We start from the raw sequence: 22,158 nt of genomic DNA, 5'->3' as shown, positions 1-22,158 counted from the left end.
GGAGATGGGGGAGATGGGGGAGATGGGGGAGATGGGGGAGATGGGGGAGATGGGGGAGATGGGGGAGATGGGGGAGACCGCCATCGAGATGGGGGAGACCGCCATCGAGATGGGGGAGACCCCCATCGAGATGGGGGAGATGGGGGAGAGACGGGAGATGTTTAACGTCCCGACTTCAGTCGTTTCCTCCCCATCCCCCCTATCCTCCCCATCCTCCCCACTAGGCTTCTTCTAACCACACATTGGGCAATTGAGAGGGGCGATCGGGGAGTTGCATGAGGCCCATTTCGGTGAGTCGGACGATATGGGATAGGGTATCGACTAATTGGGGGTCGAACCGGGTGTTACTGCGGGCTTGACATTTTTCTAGGGCATCGGATAGACTGCGGGCCGATCGCGAACCGCGAGATTGGGTAAGTTCTTGGAAATAGGAGACTAACCCCAGAATTTGGGATTCTAGGGGAATGTCTTGTCTTCGCAGTCCATCGGGTTTACCACTGCCGTCCCAATATTCCAGGTGATGTTTGACAATGTGGGTGACGGGGGCTAATTCAGGCATGGCACAGAGCAATTGAGCGCTGAGGATCGCCCGATCGCGCCAAAAGGTTAAGCTGACCTCATCTAACTCTCGGGAGGTTTTGGCAAAAATTTCCAGGGGTGCGGAAACTAACCCAATCCGGAAGAGTAACCCCGCCAGTCGCAGTCGCCGCAGTTGTAGGGTGGGCAAATCTAGCAGTTGACCCACGGTTTCCGATAAGGCCGAAACTTGCAAGCAGGCGCAGGGATTGGCTTGGTCCCGTTCATCTACGCGCTGGGCCATGCGTAAGAAGGCTTGCAGTTTATTGGCATTCAAATTCCGGCTAATTTTTAGGGCGCGCCCTTCTAATTCCCAGAGTTCGCGGGTTTGACGGTTCATGGTCACCAATTGCTGTTGCGACGTTTGCAGGTAGGTGACGATGCGATTAACAACCCCCGTCATATCGGTCTGGGGAAGACCTTCAGTTTTGAGAATATCCTGGAGTTGTTGGCGGAGGCGATCGCACAGGGGCGAATTGTAGGGCCGAAATCGTTCGATTAAAATTTCTGCGGATTTGGCGACGAGTTCTTGGTCAAAGGTCCACATTCCATAGAATTTGCGCTCCATATCTACGGAAGGTTGACCCTCGGGTAAATACTCTTCGTCAGAAAGCTCGTGACATAACAGCATTGCCCGATAGGTGGGCGCGATAATGATTAAATTCCATTCATTAACTAAGCTATCCTCCGCATCCAGTTCCAGCAAGGAGACGTTTTCCAGTTCGCTGGTGCGGTGGGTGCTAAAGCCACTATCGGAGAGGGCCGCGATCGCTACATGACCGGAATGCTGGGCCAGGTCCCAATATCGTTCCGCTTCTTGTAAGTACCACTTGCCTTGTTGAAAGGTGACTAAAACCAGGGGTTTCTGGTCCGAGTCGGTCGCAGAAGATTCCAAAAGATGATCTTCAAGGGCGTGGCACAGGGCCACGAGGGTATTCTTAAAGTAAACTCCATAGCTAGAAGGCAATTGTCCTTGGGGACTTGCGGCTTTTAGCTGGTTGAGTGTGGATTCCGGATTCATTTTATCGGGTAATTTATCATTTTCCCCATCATACCGGGAATGGGGACTGCTTTACTTGTCAGCGGTTTTAAAGAAAATCAAAGGAGTCTAAGCTGGTGGCGATGACATTTTGCAACCGCGCATAATATTCCCCGGTTTCGCGATCGCGCAGGATGGTATCCGCCGCATAAGCATCACTCCCTTGATAGATATCTAATCGTTCAAAGGTGAGGTTGCCCACAAATTCGATGATATCTTCCCCAGGGGTAAAATCGGTAATCATATCGGCTTCTGTGAGACTGTTTCCCCCGGTACCCGGACCGATACCAAAGCTATCGATACCCAGACCTCCGGTGAGGATATCGCGACCGGGACCGCCAAAGAAGCGATCGTTGCCCTCGCCACCAAAGAGGATATCGTTACCCTCTCCTCCATAAATGCGATCGCTGTCTTTCCCTCCATAGATAATGTCATCTCCCGCACCACCATACAGGTGATTATTCCCGACACCGCCATAGATAATATCGTTACCGGCACCGCCCTCTATGCCGTCGTTCCCTTCCTGTCCATAGATAATATTGTTTCCTCCGATTCCATAGATCAGGTCATTCCCTTCGCGACCGTGGATCATGTCATCACCCCAGGATCCGGTAATGCGATCGTCAATGGCACTCAATCCGAGGGCTGAAGCTTCGTCGAGGGTTGTCTCCATCCCCCGGTTGTTGGTGTTGTTAAAGTTCAGGTTTAACCCATCTATCTCTAAGCCGTTATAGGCCGGGTCTTCGCTGCTAATAGCATAATTGATCCCTACCGAGGGCTTTCCATTTTGGAAAGTGCGACTGGGGACAACGGGAATATCCAAAGCATTCACCATGATGCTTTGAGCCCGGTTCCAGTTGTCTGGGGTAAAGGTGAGGGTGAAGGTCTGGGTCTCTTCGGGACTGGAGTCATCCTGGGGTAAACCCCCTGCCGTTGTTAAGAGGTTCTCCGGCAGTTCTACAGTGATGGTTACGGGCTTTGTCGGCTTCTGGGAGAGGGCGATTTTATACGAGTCCCCTTTGAAGCCTTGCAGGACCTCGGTACTCCCAATGGGTTGGATGAATCTCACCCCACCGGGGGTCACGGGAGGGGGAACATCCAGCAGGGTTGCCTCCACGGAACCCAATTCCCGTCCGTTGTAATCGGGGTCAGCACTGGTGGCTTGATGACGGATTTCCAGGGGGCGATCGCCTTGGTCAATGTCATCGGCGATCGCGGTGACGGTGACGGCTTGCGGGATGTCCCAGTTGTCTTTGGTGAAAATGATGGGAGGTAGGGGTTCAATTCCCTCACCCGTCTCTAAGGTGATGGTGACATCGGCGGTAGGTTTACGACTCAGAACCACCGAGTAGAGTTGGCTGCTGCTGCCTTCGAGGACTTCCAGGGTGTCTTCGGTGGGAGTGATAATCAGTTCGGGAAGATCCGAGATGACTTCATCATCTTCCTCGTCGTCATTGACTCCTGCACTCAGACCTTTGGCATAGATTCCATAACCACTGCCGTCCTGATTTTCGCTTTGCCAGACAATGATGAACTCACCTTGATTGTTCTGGATGATTGCCGGGGAGGTTTGAATTCCCTCAGTCAGGGCATTAATTGGTGTCGTGTCCTCGGGATTAAGCAGATCCCCTGCGCGATTGTAGCGCTTGACGAAGATATCAGAGGCTTCTGAATAGGCGATCGCCAGGGTTCCATCGGGACCAATTGCCACCGCTTGCGTTGCCGTATTGATTGCGGGGTCGAGTTTAATTTCATCCCCGATCGCGTCGCCGGAAGTGAACTCATAGCGTTGAGCATACAGCCCCCCAACGGCATCGCCCCCGCCACTTTCCCAAGAGATTGAGAAGGTTGATCCATCGGGGGCGATCGCGACAGTGGCGTTATCTTGATTAGCCTGACTGGTGGTATTGACCTGAAACGCGAGCTGATCAAGTGGTCCTGTAGTGTTGAACCGGCGGGCTACAATATTTCGAGCGGGCCCTGCTGGATTTCCCGGTGTGATTTGCTCCCAGGCAATGACATAGTTGCCGTTAGCAGCCATTGCAATCGTCGGGTTAGCTGCATTGATTCCGGCGTTACTCACCTCAAAGTCTTGGACCAGTTCGTTTTGGGGGTTGTATCGTTGCGCGAAGATACCGGCATTTGCACCGTTGCCCTCCGCCCCCACCAACAGAATGTTTCCTTGACCATCGAGGGCGATCGCCCCCTGATTTCCAGCGGTGGTGAGTGAGGTGGCGACAGCCTCTCCTATTGGATTTCTCGCACTGTCATACCGCTGAAGAACTATTCCCTTGTCGGACCCTGCTTCTTCCCAAGCGATCACAAAGCTGCCATCTAAGGCGATCGCTACGATTGGATTTTGCAGATTGTTACCTGTGGCAACTTCAAACTCATCCCCGACGGGTTTCCCTTCATTGTCATACTGCTGGGCATAAATCCCTGGAGGATTCCCCTGACTTTCCCAGACGACGAGGGAAAGTCCCTGCCCGTTGCTAGTGATTCGAGGGTTAAGCTGATCTCCCTCCTCGGTTGTATTAACTTGAATATCTAAACCCACTGTTAGCTCAGGCATATACACTCCTCCCTTTATGAAAAAACCCTTATCCCCCAAGGTTTGTAGAAACGACTCACCTTCTGAATTATTGGACTCTTTCATTAAGATCGAGGCAATAACATTCAGGATTTGACTTAATCTTAAGTGTCTGTTACCGATTTAGACATGGCCCAATCGAGAGAACTTTCGCCCTAAACTCGATTAATCAGGTATTCACATCTCTCTCAAAATACATAGAGGCGGCAATAGGTTGAACCTCTTTTATACCCTTAGATGGATACACGCCTATTTTTGTGGATCGGCGAGGGCTTTTTCCATCCCCTTCATCGCTGTGTTTACCCCAGGTCCTGTAATCATAAGTCCCTAAATGTCCAAAATTTATAGTGGTTTTCCCCCAATATAACATGATTATCAGGACCGTCAATTCACGAACCCTGCGGAAACTACGCAGATAACGTGAGACAGTATATAGTTTTGTTAAAATTTGTAAAGGAACGGGTTGTTAACAAAATTGACAGCGATCGCGCATAGCCTTGGTTGATCCCTCTACTTGGGCGATCGGCTGTTGTTGTCTTCCCGAGGCGGATCGGCCTTTTGACGGGAAACTAAGGAAAATTCCAGATAATAGCCTGTATTTTCCTTGACTTCAGTGGATTTTTCAGATTACCAAGGGCTACCAATCATCACAAAAGCAGCCCAATAATAAGGATGATCGAGATTTTGATTGGCTAAATGTTTGAGTTCCGCAGGCAGAGAAATTCTTCGAGATGGATTGTTGGCAATCCACTCCCCATTTTCAATCTCCCAGTCTCCTTGAATCATCGCCATTTGAGCGCGGCGCAAGGCTTCTGCTTTAATGTAAGGTCGGGTAGAAGAAGCGCTACCATCTTCATTAGTCCATCCTGATCTAAATTGATTGTAGAACTCATTCATTAAGGCAACCGTTCCTTCATCACTGATGTACCAAATACTCGCTAAAGCTGATTTAACCCCGGCTTGAACTGCTAACCCCGCAAACCCCAATTCCGCATTACGATCGCCGATCGCAGTCCGACAAGCTGATAACACTAATAATTCCACAGGCGGTTCGTCCCATTTCAGTCGGCGCAGTTCAGAAAGCGGGAGGGTTGTATCCCATAATTGAATAAAAGAATTACTGGGAGACCCCGGTTTAAAATCCGCATGAGTTGCCAAATGAATCATTTGAAACGCTTCTTTTTGCCGTTGGGTTTCCAGATTTTTGAGCGTCAAATTTTCATTCAAAAAAGATTGCCCGGGCCACTCCGTTAGAATGCTCGCAATTTCTACCGGGACTGCTGGTAACGGATACAGTTCAGAAAATTCTGAGACTCCCATTGCTAAAAGTTGCGCATTGTTCAACGGGTTATAGCTCATTTCCGTTAAATTAACACTGGGAATTAGACCTAGGGTGTATTGTTCAATCAGAAATTTCTGACCATCGTATAAAGCAGCTATAGGAAGCGATCGCAACCCCTCATCCATTGAAAACATCACGGTATCAATTTCCAGGTCTACTAGGTCTTTTGCTAAGGGTTGAATCAACCATTCATAGAGTTGTTGGGCGGGAGCTTGATAACTTTGGGTGGTTCGGGACCGGGGGTCGGCAATCGCCTTGCGAAAGTCATTGACCACTTTCAGCAGGGTTTCCCGATCTGCCGCTTCAACTTTTTTGTAAATTGGATTACCTTTGCTGGGTACTAGAATTAAGTCTAATTGTTTCGCTCGGACGAAGGTATAAAGAATTGCGGGACGGGTTCCCGTTGGTTCAGAATCATGGACGATTTTTTCTTGCAGAGCGCTAAACGTTTTGAAATTACGTCTGATATTTTGGCTCAGATAAACACCCAGTTCTTCGGTAAAATACAGATCCAGAAGAGTAACCGCTTCCGAGATATCTCCTCCATCAAGCTGTTGTTCAATATCTATTCGGCTGACGGTGCGAATACTTAGACTATTTTGTGCTTCAAACCACTGGGACATATCGGAGGCAGGACCTAAATAAGAGCCTCCATTACCCATCCAATTGACGTCAGGAATAGGTGGCGCTAAAGTATTCCCAATCTCGGTTTCTCCTGAATTGGGAGCCCCCTCTAATTGCAGCGATCGCAGGTTACGAACGATCGCCTGTGAGGGGGATTCCCCGTTTGGACTTGCAGGATTTGGACTTCCAGGATCAAGAGGAGGGGTCGGGACTAGCGGTGCGATCGGTACACTCACTCCGCCATTATTCCCAGGAGGAATCGAGACATTCTGTCCGTTGTTATTCCCGGGTACAACGGGGTTAGATATATTTCCTCCAGGCGGATTACTAGAATCCGGTTCCGCCGGTGAAATAACGAACGGTGGAGGCACTGGATTTGGCAGTATTGGAGGAGTGACAGTGGGTCCGGTTGAAGGATTATCTGAGGCGATCGGTGGAGTTCCTGTCCCCGGTTGCGTGGGAGTTTCTGTCCCCGGTTGAGTAGGAGTTCCTGTCCCCGGTTGAGTAGGAGTTCCTGTCCCCGGTTGAGTAGGAGTTCCTGTCCCTGGTTGCGTGGGAGTTCCTGTTCCCGGTTGAGTAGGAGTTCCTGTTCCCGGTTGCGTGGGAGTTCCTGTTCCCGGTTGTGTGGGAGTTCCTGTTCCCGGTTGCGTGGGAGTTCCTGTTCCCGGTTGCGTGGGAGTTCCTGTTCCCGGTTGAGTAGGAGTTCCTGTTCCCGGTTGAGTAGGAGTTCCTGTTCCCGGTTGAGTAGGAGTTCCTGTTCCCGGTTGCGTGGGAGTTCCTGTTCCCGGTTGAGTAGGAGTTCCTGTTCCTGGTTGTGTGGGAGTTCCTGTTCCTGGTTGAGTAGGAGTTCCTGTTCCCGGTTGCGTCGGCGTCTCATTACCTGGTTCAGTGGGAGTTTCTTCCCCTGGTTCAGTGGGAGTTTCTTCCCCTGGTTCAGTGGGAGTTTCTTCCCCTGGTTCATTAGGAGTTTCTTCCCCTGGTTCATTGGGAGTTTCTTCCCCTGGTTCATTAGGAGTTTCTTCCCCTGGTTCATTAGGAGTTTCTTCCCCTGGTTCAGTAGGAGTTTCTTCCCCTGGTTCAGTAGGAGTTTCTTCCCCTGGTTCAGTGGGAGTTCCATCAGGACTTTGAGTGACAATTGTAATATTGCCTTGGGTATAACGAGATGGGGGGACGGGGACAGAAAAGTTAGGCGAAATCGTCTCAGAACCTGTAGTAATTGCACCAGCAGTCCCATTAATCGTGGCATCCCCGATAATAAAGGGAGTGGTCGTACCTCCGTTGTGTTCGATGCGAATATCTCCGCCGCGATCGCCACTTTCTACGGATGAAATACTGGCATCGACACCATTTGGGTTATTAAAAGTATCTAGGACTCGTAGGAAATTTCCGGCGGTGATGTTGATGTCACCCCCTTGAGAATTGAGAGTTCCTGTAGCGGTAATATTATCGTTAGCAGTGAGGCGAATCTCTCCCCCAGCAGTGGCGATCGCATCCACAAACAATTCCCCTGCCGAGTTTAAAATCACGGGTCCTCCGGCAGTCGAAACCCGTCCTAGCGTAATATTAGCCTGTGAACTCCCAGGGCGAGTCACCAGAAAGGTATTACCCAGGGTTGTTGGGAGATCCGAGGGAGTGACTAACGATTCGACCCCCGATCGCAAAATTAACGTTGCTTCATTCAGCAAAAGTTCGGCATCGGGGTCGTTTAGGTTTGCCAAAGTCGTATCGGGACCCGTAATGGTAATATCCTCAGCGACAATCTCACCACCCGCTTCAACTTTGAGGGAAACCCCCGTATAAGACCCAAAAATCACATCACCACTAGCGCTAATAATGGGGTCATATTCACTCACAAACTGACCTCCACCCCCGACTCCATTCTCAATAGAGAAATTTCCCCCAGCGGAAAAGTTAGAATCCCCAGAAATATTGCCTGGACTGACTAAACTGAGATTTCCCCCCGCTTGAAATGCCGGTTGAATTCCGGTTAAGGCGAGGATATCAATGCCTTGATTCCCGAAAATGGCTAAATTGCCTCCGGCGATCGCCTGAAATCCGGTTTCCCCTTCGCGAACCCGGACTGTATCACCACTGCGTAGGGTCAAATCCCCAGTTGTCCGCAGTTGACCCCCCAGAATCGTTAAGTTTTCAGGGGTTGAAAGCATTGCATTTGCGCTATTAATCATCGTTCGGTCCTCGGGAACTGTCGAGGATATAGGGCGATCGCTCATTACCAAATCCCCGGGTTTCACCGGCAGACCCGAACCCGTCAAAATCACAGTTCCCGCCTCCGTAACGGTCACCCCCGTAGCATGACCCACCCCCGTTTGAGTCAGTAATTCCGGTAAAGAAAGGGGATTCACCGCTTCGGGAAGACTGCCGGAATTTCCCAGGGTTAAATCCTCGGAATTCACCTCAATACTGAGTAAATATCCCTCTTGAGCAATCCGGACCAAACTTTCTCCCGGGACGGCAGCTAGGGTAATCGTTCCTTCGGGGGCGCTAAGGGTTCCGCGATTGATCACGGTTCCCCCTATCAAGCTTAAATTCTGGTAGGAATTCACCCTCAGATCAGCAGTATTAATAATACTTCCGAGTTCTTGAGTGCTAAAAGAAAAAGCCAGAGGCTTGCCAATCAACTGGCTATAATTATTGAATCCCTGCCCATCAAACCACCCCGAATCAAACTGGATTCCCGTTGCCGTAGCAGCGGTAAAAGCAGCCGGGACATTCAAGGCAGCATCCGGCCCAAAAACCAGTCCAGCCGGGTTGATTAAGAATAAATTAGACGGCCCTCCGGTAACTTGAATTAAGCCATTAATATAAGAGGCATCCACCCCAGTAACTCGCCCCAGAATATTGCGAATTTCTGGATTAGACAGAAAGTTAGCCGTTTGACCAGCATTTAATCCAAATTGTTGAAACGTATGAAACAGATTACCCCCATCCGAGGAGAGCGTTCCGCCCTGAATGTGAAAGACTTCTCCCTCGGGATTGACTACGGTCCCGGTTCCATCTTCAGCGGGCAGAATCGGCGGTTGCGGTGGCTGAGAAAACGCTACAATGGGAGTGACAAGGGGTAGAATTATTCCCCAGGTAAAAGATATCAAAAAGCGAGTTTTATAAACTAAAAATTGCATAATAATTTGGATATAAAAAAAGGGTTACATTTGAATAATGCTGGAGAATCTAGTGGGGATTCCCTCACCTGAGAGTAGAAACAGACTTCTGGCTTTTATATCGGATTGCTCGCCCTCCTATTGCCGTTAGCTCCCCCTGAGATCCCCCTCCCGTCCCCCTTCTTAAGGGGGAGGCACAGGAATAAATGTTTATTTGCTAGGGGAAATTAGAGCAATAAATGTGGATCTCATGGAGAAGGTAGAGGAAGAAAAATTGAATTACTGGGGGACTATAGAGAATTTGGCAAGACCTCTAATCTTGACCATACAGGAAGTTCAAGGATTGGAGGAGAGGTGGCACACCTATCAGTTCCGATGTGGCGATCGCCCTGGACTGAAAACCCTCAAGTCTGGACTCCCTACCCGGGGAACTCCTTAATCCCCAAGGCAGAAACAATCGTTAACGCAGTCCCTAAGTCTCAAAAAAAATGACCCCTTCCCTAGACAAACTCCCCCCGCCTGATGGCGATCGCCTTGGATTGAACCCTATAACTTAGCGATTTCTAGTATAGTCGATGCCTAGGGAAATGGCCTCACCTAAAGGATAGAGTTTAACCCCGGAAAAATAGATGATTTTCTGGAGCGGATGAATCTATCTATAGGAATAGGTCGATCTAACGGACCCCGACTCGGACTCTCAAAGGGTAGAGAAAACCTCACTAAGGATCCTGGCGATCGCCCTGCGCCGAACCCTTCATCCCCGCTTGAGGCCCCTCAACCCAGCCCGCCTGGTTCTAACTCTCCTTGAGGGTTGAGAATCTGCAATTTTTTATAGAGCATTTCCCGAAATCGTCAGGCACAAATATTTTAACGAATGCAAGCATTTTGCTCGCTATAGACAAAAGCCAGCAAGATGCTTGCACTTCTGATTTAGGATTGCTATAGCCAGTAAAAATAAATTTAAGCCGTTCACCAAAAACTTCAAGCCTCTTGCTCCCTGGCAACCCCAAGGTAACAAACCATAAAGAGCAAGATGCTCCCTGTTTAGATGTTTATAATTAAACGGATTTAATCGGGATATTTTTAAAATTTAGAAGGTTGTAAATTTAACTTTTTGTATTAAAAAACAAGAAAACTTAATACTGAAACTTACCTCAAAACTCTAAAATAACACCGGGGGTAGACAGAATCGAGTGAAGGAAAATTATTTTTCAGACTATGATAAGTTAAATTAAGCTCTCTTACCCCAACGTGATCAGTTGGCTGCGATCGCCCGCTTATGGAACAACTAACAAACTTAATTCCCAAAGAGCCAATTGTAGAATTTACTCTTCTGCTCTTGGTCATCTTGATCGTCCCTCCGATCTTTGAGAATCTGCGACTACCCGGATTAATCGGGTTGTTAATCGCTGGAGTGGTTTTAGGTCCTGATGGGGCTAAACTGCTCAATCCCAGTACCGACACCATCAAACTGCTTTCGGACATTGGCAAAATCTACCTCATGTTCGTCGCGGGTTTAGAAATTGATATTCAACAGTTCCGTAGAACTAAAAATCGCTCCCTCGGCTTTGGATTAGCCACTTTTATTGTACCCATGATTGTTGGTACAATTATTGGGCGAAGTTTTGGATTTGATTGGAATCCTTCCATTTTAATTGGTTCCCTCCTCGCCTCTCATACGCTCCTGGGCTATCCTATCGTCAACCGATTGGGAGTTGTCGGAAATGAGGCCATTATAGTGACCATTGGTGCCACAATCTTTACTGATATTGGCGCATTGTTAGTGTTGGCAATTTGTGTTTCCTTCAACGCTGGAGAATTCACCGCCTTTTCATTAATCCTCCAGTTAGTATTACTGGGACTGTACTCGGCTGGCATATTATTTGGAGTTGAGTGGGCTGGAAAAGAATATTTTCGCCGCACGGGAGATGAGGAAGGGAATCAGTTTTTATTCGTCTTACTTGCTCTGTTTCTTGCCGCTGTCAGCGCTCAATTGATTAATGTGGAGCAAATTGTGGGAGCTTTTCTCGCCGGACTTGCGGTCAATGATGTGGTGGGGAACGGTCCGGTTAAGGAAAAAGTAGAATTTGTTGGCAGTGTTTTATTTATCCCCTTTTTCTTTGTGGGGATGGGTTTATTGCTCGATATCAATGGATTTATAGAAACCCTAACCACCTCCCTTGGACTCACCTTGGCGATCGTTTTTGGCTTAATCGGGAGCAAATTTCTAGCGGCTTTGGTTGCCAAATTATTGTATCGCTATCAGTGGATTGAAACCTTAACCATGTGGTCACTTTCAGTACCACAAGTGGCTGCAACCTTGGCAGCAGCCCTTGTGGGGGTTCAACAGGGCGTGATTACCCCAGAAGTGTTCAACACCGTGATTGTCTTGATGGTCGTAACGTCAATTCTCGGACCCGTGATGACGGCACGATTTGCCAGCAAACTGCCTATACCCCAGGCGCAGCTAAACCTAGATAATATGTCGATCTGGTGGGAACCCAAGGAAGTAGAGACGACGATAAATCCTCCTCTGGTGAAAGGGAATGATGTGTTTACCATAGTGGTACCCATTTCTAATCCCCTGACCCAACGGTATTTAATTCAAATGGCGGCGCTTTTAGCCCGTCATGAGTCTGGGCAAATTATCCCCTTATCCGTGGCGAGAGCTCATGTTCACATGGATGAACCCCAACTCGATATCGCCCTCAAAGAAAGTCGCCGATCGCTGGAGCGTTCGGTCCAAATGTTAGAGGAATTTCAAGTCAAAGCTAAACCCGAACTTCGCATTGATGATGATATCTGCCATGCCATCAGCCGAACGGCGAGGGAATGGGAATCCAACTTAATCGTAATGGGATGGAGTCCAACTACACGGTTGCGCGCCCGATTATTTGGTAACCTGATTAATGACGTTTTTTGGGCCTCTCACTGTCCAGTTGCCGTCATGCGCCTGATCGATGAACCTGTTAATATTCATCGTCTATTAGTCCCGGTCAAAAATTTATCCCCCCAGACCTTGCGAACGGTTCGATTTGCTCAGTTATTTGCGGATGCCAATTTTGGGGAAATTACTTTATTACACGTTTGTGCACGCCGGACTCCAACCGAACAAATTGAGCGATTTGAATCCGATCTCACCCGACTGGTCAAACGGGATAACTCTTCCATCAAAATTTCCATTACCACCGTTCCTGATGATGATGTGGTCAAGGTCATTATGAAAGCAGCGCAATCAGTGGATATGGTCATCCTCCGCTCAATTCGTCGTCGGACTGCCGGAGGTTTAACCGTGAGTAACGTCACCACCCAGGTGATTGAAGAGTTAAAATGTTCGCTCATTGTGTTTGGTGAACCGCACTCTTAACCCCCGTCTTAATCCTTAAAACCTTGCCAATTTTAGGATTTTACTAACCCACTTGGTGAGTTTGTAATTGGTACAATTCGGACGGTGCCACGGCTCCATATTCGGTGATAATGGCCGTAATCAATTCGGACGGAGTGACATCAAAGGCGGGGTTATAAAATTCCACACCTAGGGGATAAATTCGGGTTGAACCCATTTGATAAAGTTCTTCGGCATCGCGAATTTCGATGGGTATGGTGCTGCCTTCATCTAATGTAAAATCAATCGTCGATAAGGGTGCGGCCACAAAAAAAGGAATGCTATGAGCTTTAGCAACTATAGCTAAATTATAAGTACCGATTTTGTTGGCCGTATCCCCATTTGCCACAATGCGATCGGCACCCACGACTACGGCATCAATTAATCCTTGTTTCATGCAGTGTGCGGCCATATTATCGGCGATCGCAGTCACGGGAATTCCTTCCTGGACACATTCCCAAGTTGTTAGTTTTGCCCCTTGCAGACGGGGACGGGTTTCATCGGCATAGACGCGTTCTAAGCGATCGCTTTTCCATGCCGATCGCACCACCCCCAATGCCGTCCCATATCCTGCCGTTGCTAAAGCCCCCGCATTACAGTGGGTGAGAATTCGTAGCTTTTGCGGCGTACTGGGGAGTACCTCTAAACCGCGATCGCCGATCGCCTGACAGGTTTTTAAATGTTCCGCTTGTATCCCCTGTGCCGTTTCTAGCAAGATTTTCTTGAGATAGCTGACGGGTCCTAACGTCTGCCTTGCCACGGTTTGCATTCGGGCGATCGCCCAAAACAAATTAACCGCCGTCGGACGAGTCTGGCGTAACGTTTCTGCCACGGTTTCTAGCTGGGTCAAAAACTCCCCCCGTTCCTCCGTTTCGATTTCCCGGGCCCCTAAATACATTCCATAAGCTGCCGCCACACCAATTGATGGAGCACCGCGCACGATCATGGTTTGAATGGCCCTTGCCATATCCTCATAGCGACGAATTTCTACCACAGCATACTCCGTCGGCAGACGAGTTTGATCAATGAGCACTACATGGTCTTCTTTCCACACAACGGGATAAATAGGAGGATTTCCAGACATAATCAATCCGGTAAAAACTAGGTGAATCAGCTCTAACTGATTGTACTAGATAGGCCCAATTTTTGCCTAATTTCTTGCCAAAATCCAGTTAGTTTACGCCAGAGGATGCGCCGGACCCCTTTCGTAATCTTTTCAAAGCGATAGTAGAATAAAAGGTCTATCACCTCCGAGAGTTCCAGGGTTCCTAAATAGGCCAACCCTTGATCAATGATGCGATCGCTATAGTGCAGATAAACTTTTTTAGCGGCCCTCTCCGAAATATCCCAGGACGGCTTAAATTTCTGGTGAAGGTGAGTTTGATAGGCGGCGAAATCCCCTCGGCGATCGGCCAGATACTCCTGAATATACTCACTAGCAATTTGGGCCGAGGCCATGCCATGCCGAATCCCTTCTCCCCCCAAAAAATTCACCGCTGAAACCGCATCCCCAATCGCAATTAAATTCTCTCGGTAGTAAATATCTTGAAGTCCACTGCTGTAATGCAGCATTGAACCGTGGGTTTCTATGCGGTGATAGTCATTAATTTTCAGATAGTCTTGAATCAGCAACTCAATGGACTGTTTAATCGCCGGATACTTGTCCTGGAGAATTTGATGTTGACCAGAATAACGAGCCGCCCCTACTTTGAGACGATTGGGTTCCATCGGAAAAATCCAGGAATACCCTTGAGGTATCCAATGATGGCCGAGGAAAAACATCAGAGACTCCGCACAAGATTGGTAAGTGGAATCATCCACTTCAATTAAATATTCAATGCCGGTCCCGGTAAAAAAATCAGGGCGCTTTTGGTGGTGAGGAGACATCAGCGATCGCGCGGCCCCTGTGGCATCCACTAAGACCCGAGTCCGAAGGGCGATCGGCTCTTTCCCCTGGGGTTTAAGCATCACCACCGTTTCCCCATCCTGGGAATAGTGACGCAAGTATCGATGACCCAACCACACCTCACCGCCATGTTTTGTCACTTCCCCGGCCAAAAATTCCCGCAGTTTAGCAAAATTCAACACCGCGCCTAAAGCGGTGGAAGACTCCCAGTGTTTCCGAACATGGGTACTGACAATTACAAGCTGATTCCAAAAACTCCCCACCACGGATTCAGGTAACTCAAATTGAGTCAAAGTTTCCAGGGGAGTAGCAGCACTGGAAAAATTATTTACCTCAAAGGTTTGATGTTGTTCCACCAGTAAAACTTGGATGCCAGCACCCGCGAGTTGCCTCGCACAATGCCCTCCAGCTGGACCCGCACCCACAATAATTACATCAAAACTTTTCATGCTATCACCGAATTGAGTCCTGAAATACAGCCATCATTATTCAGACAAAGAAAACGCAGAGAAATGCTGTTTTCTCTGCGTTCTCTATTCCTGAGTTCTATGGATAATTTTAAAGAGAGAATTGCTCAGGGTGTTAGTTAATGAGCAACAGAGACAGGCGATTTAAACGTTTGTAAAACGCGATCGGCCATTTGAGAGGGCGTTAAACCTAAGTCAGCGAAAGATTGCTCCGGTGTGGCATGATCCACTAACTGATCCGGCACTCCCAGACGCAGCATTGATACCGGGATATTATTATCCATGCAAGCTTCCGCCACGGCAGAACCAAAACCGCCCATCAAGCAGCCTTCTTCCATCGTCACCACTTTACCAATGCGTTGAGCCAGGGGCAAAATTAACTCGGTATCCAAGGGTTTGACAAAGCGGGCATTCACCACTGTGGCAGAAATCCCATGTTCGTTGAGAATTTCCGCTGTTTGTAAGGCGGGATAGACCATTGAACCATAGCCGAGGATTAACAAATCATCACCGCTGCGAAGGATTTCCCCTTTGCCAATTTCCAGGGGTTCCCATCCTTCTTCCATCAGGGGAACACCGTATCCATTGCCTCGGGGATAGCGCATGGCGATCGCCCCATCGGTGTAGTCAATTCCCGTGACTAACATCCGTTGCAATTCCGCCTCGTCCTTCGGTGCCATTAGCACCAAATTGGGAACGCACCGCAGATAGGAAATATCATATAACCCTTGGTGAGTTGGCCCATCCGCCCCAACAATTCCCGCCCGATCCAGACAGAAAAACACGGGTAATTTTTGGATGCAGATATCGTGAATAATTTGGTCATAAGCCCGTTGCAGGAAGGTGGAATAAATCGCGCAAACCGGACGGATGCCCTCACAAGCTAAACCCGCTGCCAGAGTTGCGGCGTGTTGTTCAGCAATCCCCACATCAATGTACTGATTGGGAAGTTTAGCCTGGAGTTTATCTAACCCCGTACCCGTTGCCATTGCGGCAGTAATTCCGACAATTTTCGGGTTTTCTTCCGCTAGTTTAATCAGGGTTTCAGCAAAAACTTTGGAATAGCTGGGGGGTTTGGGTTTATTGGAGGGAATAGCTTTCCCCGTTGCCAGATTAAAGGGATTTTGGGCATGGTAACCCACTTGGTCTTTTTCGGCGATCGCATAACCTTTGCCCTTCACCGTAGCCACATGAACCAGGACCGGACCCTGCATTTGATGCGCTTGATTGAAGGTGGTGATCAACTCTTCCAAATTATGCCCATCGATCGGGCCGATATAGGTAAAGCCCAACTCTTCAAAGACTGCCCCAACTTTAGGAACTGCCAACCGCTTCATCCCTTCCTTGATGCGTTGCATTTCTGGGGTGAAGGTTTCCCCGACAAAGGGGAGGTGTTTGAACTGTTCCTCTAAATTGTCTTTGAGGAACTGAACCGGGGGACTGAGGCGCATTTTATTCAGATAACGAGGAATCGCCCCCACATTGGGAGAAATCGACATTTCGTTATCATTGAGGACCACCATCAAATTGGTGTGAGGCAAATGACCTGCATGGTTAATCGCTTCCAATGCCATGCCGCCCGTGAGGGCACCATCGCCAATCACCGCCACGACTTTGAATTTTTCCCCTTTCATATCCCGGGCTAAAGCCATGCCTAGCCCCGCAGAAATGCTGGTGGAGGCGTGACCCGCGCCAAAATGATCAAATTTGCTTTCGCTGCGCTTGAGGTATCCGGCAACGCCATTTTTTTGGCGCAGGGTATGGAAATTGTTATACCGTCCGGTAATCAGTTTATGGGGGTAGGCTTGGTGACCCACATCCCAGATGACTTTATCGCGATCGAGGTCGAGGGTTTGGTAGAGGGCCAGAGTCAGTTCGACCACGCCCAAACCAGGGCCGAGGTGACCACCAGAGGCGGCGATCGTTTCCAGATGCTTTTCCCGAATTTGTCGAGCAATTTGCTCAAGTTGATGGATGGATAAACCGTGCAACTGGTTTGGGTGAGACAGTTCACTCAGATGCATATTTTTTATTGAATTCTGCGATCGTGCTTACAAAGGAAGTTACACAGGGTCAACTGGGGAGTAGAGGGTGGGTTTGCCGTCCCCCTCACCAGTGACGACCTATGGCGTATGCCCCATCGCTGCTTGGACTGCAAAGGGGATTAGCTTCAATAACTGCTACTTAAGGGATTGATAAGTCCCACTTAATTTACCATGAGCAGATAGAATTGGGATATTCCCCTCTTACTCTAGTCCAGGTGCGGCCCTTCAGACCAACGGGTTTTGAGAAAATCATTCCCGACGGGTTGGGGATAGGGGTGAAAAACCAGGCCCTACAGCTTAAAGGGTAGGGCTATCAGGACTTAGAGTGGCAGTGGGAGGATTGAGGATTATTTCTGCGATCGCATCTCACCGGGAGTCGGCTATTTTGGGAATCAAGATGGACTATCAAGCCGCCTTTGTTACGTTGGCGGCGAGTAATTTTGAAGAAATTGTACAATTCTATGCTCGATTGTTGGCGATCGCCCCTAATCCTTATCGTCCCGAAGTCTATGCGGAGTTTTCTGCGGCAGGGTTGAGATTAGGGATTTTCAAGCCAAAAGCCAGTCATGAAGCGGAGTTTTTGTCCCAAGGTTCCGGCAGTTTGAGTTTATGTTTTGAAGTGACCCACTTGGAGGGGGCGATCGCCCATCTGGGTCAGTTAGGATATCCACCCCCAGGAGGAATTACCACCGCCTCTCACGGGCGAGAAATTTACGCTTATGACCCATTAGGAAATCGCTTGATTTTTCATCAATCGATTCAGCATTTACCCCCCAATTAGCTCTCAGGGGGAGACTATTAGACTTCTTCCCCAATTCTAAAAAGCCGATTGGCGTTCTTACGGCAGTTCCGGGGATTGAGCGGTTATTTTGCCAGAGGTCTATTATAAATAACCCAATAAATCAGCAAAACTAAAAAAGCTGACTAATAATAATAATATTGCCGTCAATTGGGGCAGCCTAAAGGTGGGAGAAGGGGCGATCGCACCGCGAACTAAACAGGAACAGGACGATCCAACCGCATAACTTAGACTCAAGACTAAATAAGGCCAGTCCAGAGTCACCCCCCAAAATCCGAGTAAAACAATCGCTGCTGAAAGCATCACCAGTTCGATAAACAGGGGAGGATTCTGCTGAATATAGTTAATCAGGGTATCCCCCCAAAATCGCCAACGTCGCATTTAGATTAAAAATTTAAGACCTTGTTTTTTATCTTAATCTAAGATTAACCTCAGATTCACCCAGTGATCCGCCCTCGGGAGATAGAGGAGGTCAGCCCAATATCTATTCCAGAAGGAATAGCCAGCCTTAAGCTACTGATTTTGGAGAGGAACCGAGTAATTATTGGGCGGATAAGTAGGCGATCGCCTCGGACATCTCCACCTGGGGAAACGCCGCGTAAAACCGGCTGACACTCATAAACGGATCTGGAGTTGCCAACACTATCAGGCGATCGCACCAGGGTCCTATCTGTTCCACCAACTCCCCCGGGGCCACCGGCACACAGATCCAGATTTGAGCCAAATTTCGATGCCGTAATGCCTGTACCGCCACAGCCATCGTCATCCCCGTAGCAATCCCATCATCCACCACCAGCGCCCAAGCTCCCGTCGGATCCACCTGGGGACAAGCCGAGGCCATCTGACTCAATTGTACTTTCGCTTTCGCTTGAGCCTCCTGTTGGGCCATTTGCCGGACCTGATATCGCAACACCCGTTGTCTTCCCCAGAGAACTTCTCCATCCGCCGTTACCGCACCCAGAGCCAGTTCTGGGTTCTCGGGGCGCGTAATTTTTTTAGCCACAATAATATCCAAGGGACAACCCAACCGCTGCGCCAGAGGTGCGGCGATCGGCAATCCCCCTCGCGGCAAAGCATAAACAATGGGTTTAATTTGCCTCAAGTCTGGGTCGATTTCCCTCAGTTGTTGAATCACCGCTTCAGCCAGTTGTTTTCCCGCATCAGCGCGATCGCGAAATAATGGGGCAGGTATCATCATCCCCTCCAGCCAAATAGCACTTCAGTTGCCTCTATGATGGCTGATTTTTTCCGACCCTGATGCGTAAGGGGTCACTTTATCCCCTTTTCTGTTAGCCTAAAATTAGCCTAAACCAGCTTAAACTGGAGTTTAAATCATTCAAACCGCTGCTATAATTTACCCCTCTGGCTTCCAGTCTAAAACCGACCTGACCCAGAAATAAATCACAAATTTGCCAAGGATTTTAAGCCTTTTGTAACCCGTCTATAATTTTAAATCAACAAAACTAAGGATACAAAATGACCGACGAAAGCCAACTTAATCTATTTGACATCACCCCTTTTGATGCACCTCCTAAACCCCCATCCTTTAATCCCGAACTCATTCCAACCCGTGGCGATATTCCCATTCCCCCCGGGACTTATAGTAGCGTTGATGAACTGTCAATCCCCTGTAATCAATGCCACCGATGCGGATTAGGGGCGAATCGGACCCATGCTGTGATTGGCCGTGGAAATCCCCAGGCTCCGATTATGATTATTGGAGAAGCCCCGGGTCAAACCGAAGATGAAACGGGATTACCCTTTGTCGGCAAAAGCGGAGAGTTATTAGAAAAAATCCTCGCCTCGGTCAAACTTTCCACCGAAAAAGACGTTTACATCTGCAATGTGAATAAATGCCGACCGCCCGGAAATCGCGCCCCCACCCCAGAGGAAATGGAAGCCTGTAAACCCTATCTTTTAGAACAAATTCGTCTAGTCAATCCCGCTATTATTTTATTAACGGGAGCAACAGCAGTTAAAGGATTGCTCAAAGAAAAACGGGGAATTACTAAAATTCGTGGTCAATGGTTTGAATGGGAAGGAAAACTCTGTATGCCCATCTTTCATCCCGCCTATCTTCTGCGCAATCCGTCCCGAGAAAAAGGCTCGCCAAAATGGTTGATGTGGCAGGATGTCCAGACCGTGAGTGCCAAATTAGAAGAACTCGGACTGAAATAGTCAGGGGACTAAAAAACTAGCCCTGTCAAGGGGGTTGTACGAACGGTAGGTGGGCAGTGCCTATCCTACTGCTACTGCTGGAGGTTTATGGCGATCGCTCAGAGCGATCGGGCTTATTCAAATCTGGGTTTTCCGCCAAAGTTTCCGCAGAAACGAGGTTTCTTTTCTTTCCCAGATTTTTAGTGTTTATTTTCTACAATTATCTTATGATCACTTCTGACCAGCAATAATCACACTCACAAATTGTCTATGAAATCTAAAGCTGTTGCGCTATTTCTGAGTCTTGGCCTCGCGACAACCGTGGCTGCCTGTGCCCCTGAAACTCCGCCGGAAGGAGAACAAACTCCCCCGGCTCCTACTACTCAAGATGATGGAGAAGAAGGTGGTGCTCCCACAGCCCCAGGTTCGACTACTCCCAATTCAGGAGCAACAGGGGGAGAAACTCAAACTGCGCCCGGTTCGGCCACTCCTCAAGAAGATGGCGAAGCGGGCGAAGACGGCCAAGATAACCAAAATGAGCAAGAGGGTGAAGAGGAGCAAAATGACCAAGCTGGGGAAGGTGGAGAATCTTAGTGGATTGCCACTGTTATTTCGTTTGGTGACAACTTGTCGCTACGATTAAACCATTTTAACCATCGTTTGATGATAACGATGGGATTTGCTCGGGGGTTTTCCTAGTCTTGAATTAGATATCAAGACTAGGGGATACCTCTCTATATTTTAAAATTATTGTTACCGATAAAATCATCAATCTTAGTTTTAGGTAAATTGGGTATTAATTTCATGATTTTATGTATTGATCAAGTTCTCAATCCCGAACAGTTAGAAGAGATTCATCGACTTTTGAAAGAGGGTGAATTTGTCGATGGTAAACTCACGGCGGGGAGGTATGCGAAAACTGTTAAAGATAACGTTCAATTAAAAGGAGATACGGAGGTTGCCCAAAAGGTGCGGGAAATTGTGCAGACTGCGATCGCCCAAAATCCCCTATTTAAAGCTGCCGTTCGTCCCAAAACAATTCGCCCCATTGTTTTTAGTCGGTATGAACCAGGAATGTCTTATGGTTGGCATACCGATAATGCAATTATGGGTGAGCGAGAATTGGTGCGATCGGATGTTTCCCTAACCCTATTTCTCAGCGATCCAGATACCTATCAAGGAGGAGAATTAGTTATCGATACCAGTTTAGGAGAGAAATTATTCAAATTGGCCGCTGGATCAATGATTGTTTATCCTTCTACTTTTCTGCATCAAGTTACCGAAGTAACGGAGGGAATTCGTCTCGCTGCGGTGACTTGGGTTCAGAGTTTAGTTCGCGATGTGCAGCAACGAGAAATTCTCTTTGAACTGGACACTGTTCGGCGCTCCATATTTGAGGAACATGGCAAAACCGTAGAATTTGATTTACTCTGCAAAACCCACGCGAATTTACTGCGGCAATGGGTCGAAATTTAACCCAAACTATACAACAGTTACTATTTTTGATAACTTCCCTTATAGCCCTTCATAATCCGTTAGGTTTTTTATAAGTGAAAAAACTAACCCCTGCGCCGACAATCGCTTAACCATAAACGGACCGCTTGGGCCATTTCGCTATCACTACTATCTCGCGGAGGTGTCGGAATAGCACCTGCGGGATAGGCGGTGCGAGAAAACATTTGATTAACTCGCCACCCTTGATCCGTTTGGGCTAAAAATAGCCAATGATATTGCTGATATTCTACCGATTGAGTGGCTGTGTAATGACGTTCTAAAGTGGTAAAAAAAACTTGAGCGATCGCCGGATCAGACCCTTCGATTTCTGCATCTCCAGGTAACCGAGACACCGGAGGATGATTCACCCCTGGACCTTGAGGCAAAGGTTGAAACTCCGGACGACCCGCGAGAATCACGAACCGAGGCACATAATCAGGGCTACTTCGTTGAATCGTGCGATTGGCATAACTGGGCAAATCGGGCAGCAATTGAGATATTAATAGGTCTAAATCCGCCGGACAAACCCCAGGAACCGTGGGTGCAGGGGGGGGAACTTGGGCGATCGCCTCTGGCATCTTGGCCCCAACCCCCCCGGGAAAGAGAACCCCCGCA

General features: G+C 48.5%; 14 protein-coding genes. 5 read left to right on the top strand and 9 right to left on the bottom strand.

Going from position 1 to position 22,158, the window contains the following annotated elements; genetic code table 11:
• Positions 1 to 220 precede the first annotated feature (220 nt).
• The 3 genes from NG796_RS23600 to NG796_RS23590 form a co-directional block, all read right to left on the bottom strand.
• The gene (locus NG796_RS23600; protein WP_261209625.1) at positions 221 to 1,597 is read right to left on the bottom strand and encodes an HD domain-containing phosphohydrolase; all 1,377 of its coding nucleotides are present in this window, start codon (positions 1,595 to 1,597) and stop codon (positions 221 to 223) included.
• A 67-nt stretch (positions 1,598 to 1,664) separates the two neighbouring features.
• Positions 1,665 to 4,187, bottom strand: coding sequence for a calcium-binding protein (locus NG796_RS23595; RefSeq protein WP_261209624.1), 2,523 nt, complete (start codon positions 4,185 to 4,187; stop codon positions 1,665 to 1,667).
• Between the two features lie 645 nt (positions 4,188 to 4,832).
• The gene (locus NG796_RS23590) at positions 4,833 to 9,311 is read right to left on the bottom strand and encodes a CHAT domain-containing protein (protein ID WP_261209623.1); all 4,479 of its coding nucleotides are present in this window, start codon (positions 9,309 to 9,311) and stop codon (positions 4,833 to 4,835) included.
• A 1,258-nt stretch (positions 9,312 to 10,569) separates the two neighbouring features.
• Here NG796_RS23590 and NG796_RS23585 point away from each other — a divergent pair.
• Positions 10,570 to 12,657, top strand: coding sequence for a cation:proton antiporter (locus tag NG796_RS23585; protein WP_261209621.1), 2,088 nt, complete (start codon positions 10,570 to 10,572; stop codon positions 12,655 to 12,657).
• Between the two features lie 43 nt (positions 12,658 to 12,700).
• On the opposite strand, the gene mtnA is transcribed toward NG796_RS23585, so the two are convergent.
• The 3 genes from mtnA to dxs all read right to left on the bottom strand — a co-directional run bounded on the left by mtnA (position 12,701) and on the right by dxs (position 17,072).
• A complete protein-coding gene (mtnA, locus tag NG796_RS23580) occupies positions 12,701 to 13,759 on the bottom strand; it encodes an S-methyl-5-thioribose-1-phosphate isomerase (protein ID WP_261209620.1) in 1,059 nt (352 codons plus the stop codon).
• Between the two features lie 32 nt (positions 13,760 to 13,791).
• On the bottom strand, positions 13,792 to 15,030 hold the full coding sequence (locus NG796_RS23575; protein WP_261209619.1) for an NAD(P)/FAD-dependent oxidoreductase: 1,239 nt from the start codon (positions 15,028 to 15,030) through the stop codon (positions 13,792 to 13,794).
• A gap of 137 nt (positions 15,031 to 15,167) precedes the next feature.
• A complete protein-coding gene (gene dxs / locus NG796_RS23570; RefSeq protein ID WP_261209618.1) occupies positions 15,168 to 17,072 on the bottom strand; it encodes a 1-deoxy-D-xylulose-5-phosphate synthase in 1,905 nt (634 codons plus the stop codon).
• A gap of 418 nt (positions 17,073 to 17,490) precedes the next feature.
• On the opposite strand from dxs, the gene NG796_RS23565 reads away from it, so the two are divergent.
• A complete protein-coding gene (locus NG796_RS23565; RefSeq protein ID WP_261209627.1) occupies positions 17,491 to 17,874 on the top strand; it encodes a VOC family protein in 384 nt (127 codons plus the stop codon).
• Positions 17,875 to 17,976: 102 nt separating this feature from the next.
• Here the strand turns inward: NG796_RS23565 and NG796_RS23560 are convergent, their stop codons facing one another.
• Both NG796_RS23560 and NG796_RS23555 read right to left on the bottom strand, forming a co-directional pair.
• On the bottom strand, positions 17,977 to 18,273 hold the full coding sequence (locus tag NG796_RS23560; protein ID WP_261209617.1) for a hypothetical protein: 297 nt from the start codon (positions 18,271 to 18,273) through the stop codon (positions 17,977 to 17,979).
• A 160-nt stretch (positions 18,274 to 18,433) separates the two neighbouring features.
• Positions 18,434 to 19,087 (bottom strand): phosphoribosyltransferase family protein, encoded by a 654-nt coding sequence (locus tag NG796_RS23555; RefSeq protein WP_261209626.1) that lies wholly within the window; start codon positions 19,085 to 19,087, stop codon positions 18,434 to 18,436.
• A gap of 281 nt (positions 19,088 to 19,368) precedes the next feature.
• Here NG796_RS23555 and NG796_RS23550 point away from each other — a divergent pair, with 281 nt between their 5' ends.
• The 3 genes from NG796_RS23550 to NG796_RS23540 all read left to right on the top strand — a co-directional run bounded on the left by NG796_RS23550 (position 19,369) and on the right by NG796_RS23540 (position 21,525).
• Positions 19,369 to 20,070 (top strand): uracil-DNA glycosylase family protein, encoded by a 702-nt coding sequence (locus NG796_RS23550; RefSeq protein WP_261209616.1) that lies wholly within the window; start codon positions 19,369 to 19,371, stop codon positions 20,068 to 20,070.
• 249 nt (positions 20,071 to 20,319) lie between these two features.
• The gene (locus tag NG796_RS23545) at positions 20,320 to 20,643 is read left to right on the top strand and encodes a hypothetical protein (RefSeq protein WP_261209615.1); all 324 of its coding nucleotides are present in this window, start codon (positions 20,320 to 20,322) and stop codon (positions 20,641 to 20,643) included.
• 210 nt (positions 20,644 to 20,853) lie between these two features.
• Positions 20,854 to 21,525 (top strand): Fe2+-dependent dioxygenase, encoded by a 672-nt coding sequence (locus tag NG796_RS23540; RefSeq protein ID WP_261209614.1) that lies wholly within the window; start codon positions 20,854 to 20,856, stop codon positions 21,523 to 21,525.
• Positions 21,526 to 21,608: 83 nt separating this feature from the next.
• Here NG796_RS23540 and NG796_RS23535 read toward each other — a convergent pair whose 3' ends face one another.
• Positions 21,609 to 22,121, bottom strand: a complete 513-nt coding sequence (locus tag NG796_RS23535; RefSeq protein WP_261209613.1) for a hypothetical protein — start codon at positions 22,119 to 22,121, stop codon at positions 21,609 to 21,611.
• Between the last annotated feature and the right edge of the window lie 37 nt (positions 22,122 to 22,158).

The organism is Laspinema sp. D2d (assembly GCF_025370755.1).
Lineage (GTDB): Bacteria > Cyanobacteriota > Cyanobacteriia > Cyanobacteriales > Laspinemataceae > Laspinema.
This window is presented reverse-complemented; position numbering and strand designations above follow the sequence as displayed.

Coding starts and splice junctions, on each gene's coding strand:
- NG796_RS23550 (WP_261209616.1), top strand. CDS start 19,369: ATGACCGACGAAAGCCAACTTAATCTATTTGACATCACCCCTTTTGAT.
- NG796_RS23540 (WP_261209614.1), top strand. CDS start 20,854: ATGATTTTATGTATTGATCAAGTTCTCAATCCCGAACAGTTAGAAGAG.
- dxs (WP_261209618.1), bottom strand. CDS start 17,072: ATGCATCTGAGTGAACTGTCTCACCCAAACCAGTTGCACGGTTTATCC.
- NG796_RS23555 (WP_261209626.1), bottom strand. CDS start 19,087: ATGATACCTGCCCCATTATTTCGCGATCGCGCTGATGCGGGAAAACAA.
- NG796_RS23590 (WP_261209623.1), bottom strand. CDS start 9,311: ATGCAATTTTTAGTTTATAAAACTCGCTTTTTGATATCTTTTACCTGG.
- NG796_RS23545 (WP_261209615.1), top strand. CDS start 20,320: ATGAAATCTAAAGCTGTTGCGCTATTTCTGAGTCTTGGCCTCGCGACA.
- NG796_RS23560 (WP_261209617.1), bottom strand. CDS start 18,273: ATGCGACGTTGGCGATTTTGGGGGGATACCCTGATTAACTATATTCAG.
- NG796_RS23535 (WP_261209613.1), bottom strand. CDS start 22,121: ATGCCAGAGGCGATCGCCCAAGTTCCCCCCCCTGCACCCACGGTTCCT.
- NG796_RS23595 (WP_261209624.1), bottom strand. CDS start 4,187: ATGCCTGAGCTAACAGTGGGTTTAGATATTCAAGTTAATACAACCGAG.
- NG796_RS23575 (WP_261209619.1), bottom strand. CDS start 15,030: ATGAAAAGTTTTGATGTAATTATTGTGGGTGCGGGTCCAGCTGGAGGG.
- NG796_RS23585 (WP_261209621.1), top strand. CDS start 10,570: ATGGAACAACTAACAAACTTAATTCCCAAAGAGCCAATTGTAGAATTT.
- NG796_RS23565 (WP_261209627.1), top strand. CDS start 17,491: ATGGACTATCAAGCCGCCTTTGTTACGTTGGCGGCGAGTAATTTTGAA.
- mtnA (WP_261209620.1), bottom strand. CDS start 13,759: ATGTCTGGAAATCCTCCTATTTATCCCGTTGTGTGGAAAGAAGACCAT.
- NG796_RS23600 (WP_261209625.1), bottom strand. CDS start 1,597: ATGAATCCGGAATCCACACTCAACCAGCTAAAAGCCGCAAGTCCCCAA.